We start from the raw sequence: 6,714 nt of genomic DNA, 5'->3' as shown, positions 1-6,714 counted from the left end.
CAGGTCGCCGATGTCGACATCGGCGGTCGCTGGCTGACCGTGCACGGCAAGGGCGGCAAGGACCGCCGGGTCCCCCTCGACCGGGACGTCGCCGCCGTGCTGAACGCGTACTTGCTGACCGAGCGCCCGGACAGCGACGCGTCTGCGTTGTTCCTCGTCGCGAAGGGCCCCACGACGGGGCGGCCGCTGACCCCGGCCGGGTTGCGGACCATCTTCCGTTACCACCGGGCCACCTCCGGCGTCCCGGCCGGGGCACCGCACGCGCTGCGGCACACGTTCGGGACCGCGCTGGCCGAGGCCGGGGTGGACCTGGCCGTGATGCAGGCGCTGCTCGGGCACGCGCATGTCGACACCACGGCCCGTTACATCCACTTCGCCCCGACCCACGTGAAAGCCGAATACGATGCCGCGCGCAGCCGTCAACGCCAAAACCGTTGAGCCTCGGCACGAGCCACCTGCCGAGGTACTCGCCGCGTACCACGCCCACCAGGCGCGGACCGGGCGAGGCAACACCGCGTTCACGTACTGGGCCAAGACGTTCCTGCGGCGATGGCCGGTGGTGCGCGCCTGGGAGCACGAGCCGCTGGCGGTGCAGCTGACCGCGAACAGCGGCACCCGCCCGTTCATCACGTTCCTGCTCGTCACCGGACGGCTCCACCCGAGCTGGGAGTACCTGGTGCACCGCAAGTTCTCCTCGATCTGGCGCGACGTGCCCGGCACCGTCATCGGGCAGGACCTCGCGGCGTTCATCACCGCCGCCCGCGGCTGCGGGTACAGCCAGCGGGTCGCCTCGGCGATGGCCTCCCAGGTGATCGCCCGGGTGCTGTTCGCCACCGGCAAACGCCTGACCGACCTGGTCCACGACGACTTCGACGCCCTCGCGGTCGCCGGCCTCGCACGGCAGGCCGCGACCGGGCGCACCTGGAAGCACTACCGGGCCACCGCCACCGGCGCCAAGACCGTGCTGTACCACCACGGTGTGCTGCCTGCGCTGCCCGAGCCGTTCGAGCAGCGCTGGCCCTTCGCCCGGCGCCTGGCACACGTGCCGGAGCCGATGCACGCCATCCTGGTGCGCTACCTGCAGCACAAGTCCGTCACCTGCCGTCCCGCCACCGTCTCCTCGCTGGCCACCAGGCTGGCAGCGTTCGGCGCCTACCTCGCCGGGACCGACCCGGACGCGACCCCCGCGACGCTCGACCGGTGCCAGCACATCGAACCCTGGCTGGCCAGCCTGACCACCGCGGCGAACACCAAGGCCGGCGGGACCCTGTCCGTCCCGGAGCAGGCACGACGGATCCTGGCCGTCGCGAACTTCCTGACCGAGATCACCGAGTGGGGCTGGCCCGAGGCACCCACCCGGCGGCTGATGTTCCCCTCCGACAACCCGCGACTGCCCCAACCCCTACCGAGGTTCCTGCCACCAGACGCCGACCGACGCCTCACCGAGGCCCTCGAGGCCTCCCCGCACCGGCTCGCCGCCGACGCGCTGCTACTGCAACGCGCCTGCGGCCTGCGGATCGGGGAACTGCTCGACCTTGAGCTTGACGCCGTCATCGACCTACCCGGCTCCGGGTCCTGGCTCAAGGTGCCCCTGGGCAAGCTCGACACCGAACGGATGGTCCCCATCGACGCCCAGATCCTCGCGCTGATCGACCGGATCACCGCCGCACGCAGCCCCGGACGGCCGATCCCACACCCACGCACCGGACGGCCCGCGGACTTCCTGTTCACCGCGCACGGCCACCGCATCGGACAGAACCGGCTGCGCAAGGAGCTCGACCGCGCCGCGAAGAGCGCCGGCATCGGGCACGTCACCCCTCATCAGCTCCGACACACCTACGCCACCGCCCTGGTCAACGCCGGCGTCTCGTTGCAAGCACTGATGGCCATCCTCGGACACGTGTCAGCCGAAATGAGCCTGCGTTACGGGCACCTGTTCGACACCACCGTCCGTGCCGAGTACGAGCGCGCGCTGGAGCTGGCCAAGCAGACCATCGGCGCCCTGCCCACCCCGAGCGAGCCGACCTCGAGCGCAGGCGACGACTGGCGCACCACCGCGACCGTCAAAACCGCCCTCGCCGGCGGCTACTGCCTACGCGCCCCCGCCCAAGGCCCGTGCAGCTACGCGAACATCTGCGAACACTGCCCCAGCTTCCACACCACCACCACCTACCTGCCCGTGCTGACCGCGCAACGCGACGACGCAGCCGCCCTCGCCGCAGACGCCACCACCCGCGGCTGGGACGCCGAGACCGAACGACACCTCCGACTCATCCACCGCCTCACCGCCCTGATCGACGACACCGCGACACACCCGACCGCCATGTGAGGCAAACAACGAAAAGGGCCGAACCGGAAAGAAATCCGCTGCGATTAGCCGGTTAATGTTTCGACAATGCAGCCGCGGAGGCGTTCTTCTCCTCCCTGGAGTGGGAAGTCCTCTGCCGGCACGAGTTCACCACTACCCAGGCGGCCCAGGCCGTCGTGCTCGATTGGTGCTACGGGTTCTACAACCACGAGCGCCGACACAGCTCAGCAGGCATGATGAGCCCCATCGCCTACGAAACCACTGCGGCCCCCGTCCGGGAAGCCGCATAGCCAAACCCTCCACGATTCGGGGGGAACCACAGCACGCCGACCCTGATCCTCCACGGCACCCGAGACGACTCCGTACCGATCCAGCTCTCACAAGCACTCAGAGACGCCCGCCCGGACCTCGTCGAGCTGGAGACCTTCAACGCCGGTCACACCCTCTGCTGGAACACCGACCCCGAGCGGTGGCGCTCGGTAGTGACGTCTTGGCTCCCAAACCAGGTAGCATGGAAAGGCCTCCAATTCACCCAAGACCGGGCGATTCGCGAGCGCCTGGACCACGTTTCGGCCCGATGATTCGGTCAGCCTCCGGTTGCGGCGCCGCCTAGCTTGCCTGTGGCACCGATCTGATCAATGCAGAAATACGCGATATCTGCTGTGTATAGTGACTGGCGTGGCGGCTGAGGCGCGAACGGCAAGAACATCGAAGTCCCGCAGGACCCTTGTGGCGGACCACAACGACCGGTTCGTCGGCATTAATATGCCGCTGGACGACCAGCTGATCGCGCTTGTCACTGAATTTATCGAGGGGCGGACAAAGGAACACATCCTTATTTCCGGCGGATTTGGGACAGGAAAGTCCCGAGCAGTCGGTATCGCGACCATCGCAGCAGCTGTCGGCGGAGCTCGAATCGCACGACTCGAACAAGGCCCAATCGGAATATCATCCTTTGATGATTTCCTGGCCACAGTCAATGATGCTCTTGGGTCAGAGGTTCGACCAGCACCGGGTAGTGATGCCACATCAGTATCAGGTGCAAATGGCGATGCCCCCTTAGTAATCGTTGTAGAAGGTTTGGATCAGCTCCTGCGTCAGATGCGAGCAGCGGACCGACCCGAGTTTGCCGCGCTCTTGGCGGACGAACACGGACCGCTCATACTTGGTACGACCATCCTGGGGATGCTCCCGAATGAGTTCTTTTCGTCGTTCGCTGTTTTCAGGACGGCGGAAGTCGCATCTCCGGCAGACGGAATACAGATCGCCCTTGAGCGTGCCAGCGTACGCCGTGTTCTTCAGACTTCGATCAGCGATGAACTCATCAACGAGTCAAAGAAAATTGACCGCGCGCTCCTGGGGAATCAAGCGTTTTGGGCATTGGCTGGCGACAACCTGGCCGCCGGGACCCGCCGCCCGCTAGTGCATGCAGAGAGCGAGCTCCGCGCTCTCATGAGGGCTCACTTCAGCGCACTATTGCTCCGAGTCGCCCCGAGCGAGCAGCGCGTGCTCTTGGAGATCGCTAGAGCTGGGGCGCCACGAACTGTCCAAGAGATTGCGGAGGCTACTGGTGTCCGAAATCAGGCTGCGGCGAGCGCACTTGCACGACTTCACGCAGACGGTTGGGTGGCTACTATTCCGGCTCCAGATGGAGTGGATAGACGTCGTAGCTGGTACGAGATCAATGACCCACTGTTGCGGCTCCACCTCAGGCCGCAGGGAGCTGGTTCTGTAACGGACCTGATTCGATCACTAGTCGAGGTTTGGCACGAGTCCGAGACGCCGTCCCTTGCTTCGTTCGCGCCCCAGGAGTTCGACCAACCAGACGCCGAGGCAGCTCGTCGCGGTGATGCTGGCGAACCGGAGGTGGCTCGCGCTTGGTTCCAGGAGTCGCTGCTACGCCGTGCGGAGGCTGAAGGACTGCGAGCCAAGACGACACTCGACGCGTACTGGAGGTTGGCGGTCTGGGTTGGCAACGCAGGGGATCGAATTCGGTCTCGCCGTATGCTCTCGGCGGTCACACAAGACCTGGATGGATTATTCGGGCAAGAGTCTCACGAAGCGATAAAAGCCCGACTCCATGCTGCTCGAAATCTAGTGGAGATGCGGATGTTCACTGACGCTGAACAGCTGTACGTCGAAGCGTCGGAACTGGCGGTTCAGTCCAGTCAACTCGACCTCGCCGCGCAAGCAATGCTAGGTCTTGGCCAGACGTTTGGTGAACAGGAGCAGTTTGATCAGGCAGTTCGGCGCGTTCGCGCCGCGTTGGACTATCTACGAAGCCCGCCTCAAACCCAGACGATGGAACAAGAGCGAGCATGGGCTGCCAGCTTGAATCACGCGCGCCGCAGCCTTGCCCAATGGCTTGCCGGCGGTCGCAGCGTCCAAGAAGCGCTGGCTGTCCTCGAAGACTCACTCTCTGACCCATATCTGAGTGAGCGCGATCGATATGCAGTCATGTTTGATCGGCTAAGTATCGTCGCGCTCGTGGATCGTGCGGATGCTGTCTCCCAGTACTTACGCCTCGCGACCGACATAGATGCGTCAGGGACTGATGCGAAACTTGCTCACGCGGCTAGGATCGCCTCCTTCGGCCTCGCGGTCGATGAATGGCCCAGCGATCCGGCGCGGTGGCCTATTCGAGCTGTCGAGAGTCAGCTGATTGAGGCAGCTACGCTCAGACTGCTTCAAGATGGTCTTCTTGATCTTCAAGGGGTCGCCAAGATTCTGATGCAGGTCAGCGGTGCCCAAGCGCGATCCCTCGCTACTCGGCTCGTTGCGACACCTGATGCACTCGCTGAGGGCCAGCGCACCGCGCTCGCTCGGACGGCAGTTCCCCACCTGAGGAGAGCTGCGGAACAGCGGCTCTTCGCGGACCTCGCCTCCGCTCTGGAGGGGGACCCATCAGGCGAGGCGAACTTGCCAAAGGAGTGGCATCAGATGGTTACGGAGATGCGCCAACGCGATTTATGCCAGGACGCTCGCTGAGATAGACACGGGATTGGCTGTCCGCTTACTGTGGAGGCGAGGATCGCATCGGTCCTCAGTCCAGCGTTCGAACGGAGGTGCTGTGTTGCAGGCGACACGTCCAACCCCCTTCGCGCAGGGGATCGTCAGACCGAAGACCAAACTCCTACGCCTCGACGGCTCCCGAGTGTTGACAGTGCCGGTAGCGGATCGGCCGAGACGCGTGAGCCAATCGGACTGGGAAACCGTCTGTCGAGTCAACGACGCAATCGTAAAGCGCGTTCGCTACGATCGCGACCGGGCACGGTCGGCCAATTCGCGCACGCTACAGACGCCCCAGGTGACTCTTGCCCGGGGGTTGGGCATTTGTACGGACTACGCAACTTTGTTTGAAGTATCCGCGCGGCGGGTAAACATCAAGGCGAAGTCCGTTATTAGCGATTCGATGAACCACGCCTGGAACATGGTTTGCCTTGGGGGCGAGTGGTGGAACGTCGACGTCACTTGGAACGCGGGTGGCGTATTCGCGGACGGCTCGCCGATGCTTGAGCCCGCCCGGGCCGACCCCGACTTTCGGAGGCGCTACTTACTCACGACCTCTGACTCGGAGCGAGAGTTGTTCGCTCTTGGACTGATTAGTCAAACGCACATGGTGGAGGATATTCGCGATATCGACTTCACACGGACCCTGCGCGCCCTAGCACTCATCGCGCATATAGAAGCGCTCCTTGGTGTTGAAGGTCCGCATGATCAGCTCACCCAACAGGTCGGCCCGACCTCAAGCGCTGGGTACGCGGTGCAGATGCCGGTCGGACACCGTGGAGAGCAGATTGCGCGGCTATACAAGGAGTACCTGCGCCTTGAAGAGAGCTACCCGCTTGCTGTCACCTTCCGTCTCGGCAGCAGGCCCTCTCGCAGGACACCCGGCAAGTCATCGAAGTAGCGACATGAACGTCACCAAACAAAGGAGAACGTGATGGTCAGTGGAAACCCCGCCGAACTGCGGAATGCTGCCGCCAAGGCTCGAGGCGCTCAGCAGTCGCTCGATTCTGATCTGCGCGCAGTGGAGAGCGTCTATAACTCCCTTCGGTTCGATGTTCCGAACAAGGGCAAGATCGACGATCTGCTACGAGATGCTCGGCAGAAGCTCAACGCCGCAAAGGAAGGACTTGGTGAGTTTGAGAAGCGATTGACGTCCGTCGCTCAACAACTTGAGAACATCAATCGCAGCTGAGCAGGTATATCAATCTATGGATTGGCCGAGTATCGACGAGCGCATCGTGTGCACTTGCCAAGGATGGTAAACGCAATGACTACGTCCACAGCAAGTCCCGCTATTCATATGCTGATCGCGGTAACCTCTACCGCGGCTACAAAGTTCGACTGGCGGGCACTGCGGCGCGAAGCGGGCGAGCGAGGAATAGTCAAGACCTGTGGAT

5 protein-coding genes and 1 pseudogene are annotated in these 6,714 nt (G+C 63.7%); all 6 read left to right on the top strand.

All coding sequences use genetic code 11. The annotated features are described in order from the left end of the window. Window positions 1–438 (top strand): tyrosine-type recombinase/integrase (locus BN11_RS19810; protein WP_048700701.1); only part of this gene is annotated, 438 nt, incomplete at its 5' end. Then, window positions 404–2,329, top strand: coding sequence for a tyrosine-type recombinase/integrase (locus tag BN11_RS19805; RefSeq protein ID WP_048694384.1), 1,926 nt, complete (start codon window positions 404–406; stop codon window positions 2,327–2,329). The genes BN11_RS19810 and BN11_RS19805, both read left to right, overlap by 35 nt. A 74-nt stretch (window positions 2,330–2,403) precedes the next feature. Then, window positions 2,404–2,598 (top strand): annotated as a pseudogene (locus BN11_RS26235) (IS3 family transposase); the annotation flags it as partial. Between the two features lie 439 nt (window positions 2,599–3,037). Then, the gene (locus BN11_RS22175) at window positions 3,038–5,296 is read left to right on the top strand and encodes a MarR family transcriptional regulator (RefSeq protein WP_083433906.1); all 2,259 of its coding nucleotides are present in this window, start codon (window positions 3,038–3,040) and stop codon (window positions 5,294–5,296) included. A gap of 202 nt (window positions 5,297–5,498) precedes the next feature. Further along, on the top strand, window positions 5,499–6,218 hold the full coding sequence (locus tag BN11_RS22170; protein ID WP_162213297.1) for a transglutaminase domain-containing protein: 720 nt from the start codon (window positions 5,499–5,501) through the stop codon (window positions 6,216–6,218). A gap of 33 nt (window positions 6,219–6,251) precedes the next feature. Next, window positions 6,252–6,509 carry a hypothetical protein gene (locus tag BN11_RS19790; RefSeq protein ID WP_048700113.1) on the top strand — a complete coding sequence of 86 codons (258 nt, stop codon included), beginning with the start codon at window positions 6,252–6,254 and terminating at the stop codon, window positions 6,507–6,509. The last annotated feature ends 205 nt before the right edge of the window (window positions 6,510–6,714 follow it).

The sequence above is a fragment of the Nostocoides australiense Ben110 genome (genome assembly GCF_001050535.1).
Classification (GTDB): Bacteria; Actinomycetota; Actinomycetes; order Actinomycetales; family Dermatophilaceae; genus Nostocoides_A; species Nostocoides_A australiense.
This window is presented reverse-complemented; position numbering and strand designations above follow the sequence as displayed.

What these genes read in the sequence shown, in the direction of transcription:
- BN11_RS19805 (WP_048694384.1), top strand. Translation starts at nt 404, where the DNA reads ATGCCGCGCGCAGCCGTCAACGCCAAAACCGTTGAGCCTCGGCACGAG.
- BN11_RS19790 (WP_048700113.1), top strand. Translation starts at nt 6,252, where the DNA reads ATGGTCAGTGGAAACCCCGCCGAACTGCGGAATGCTGCCGCCAAGGCT.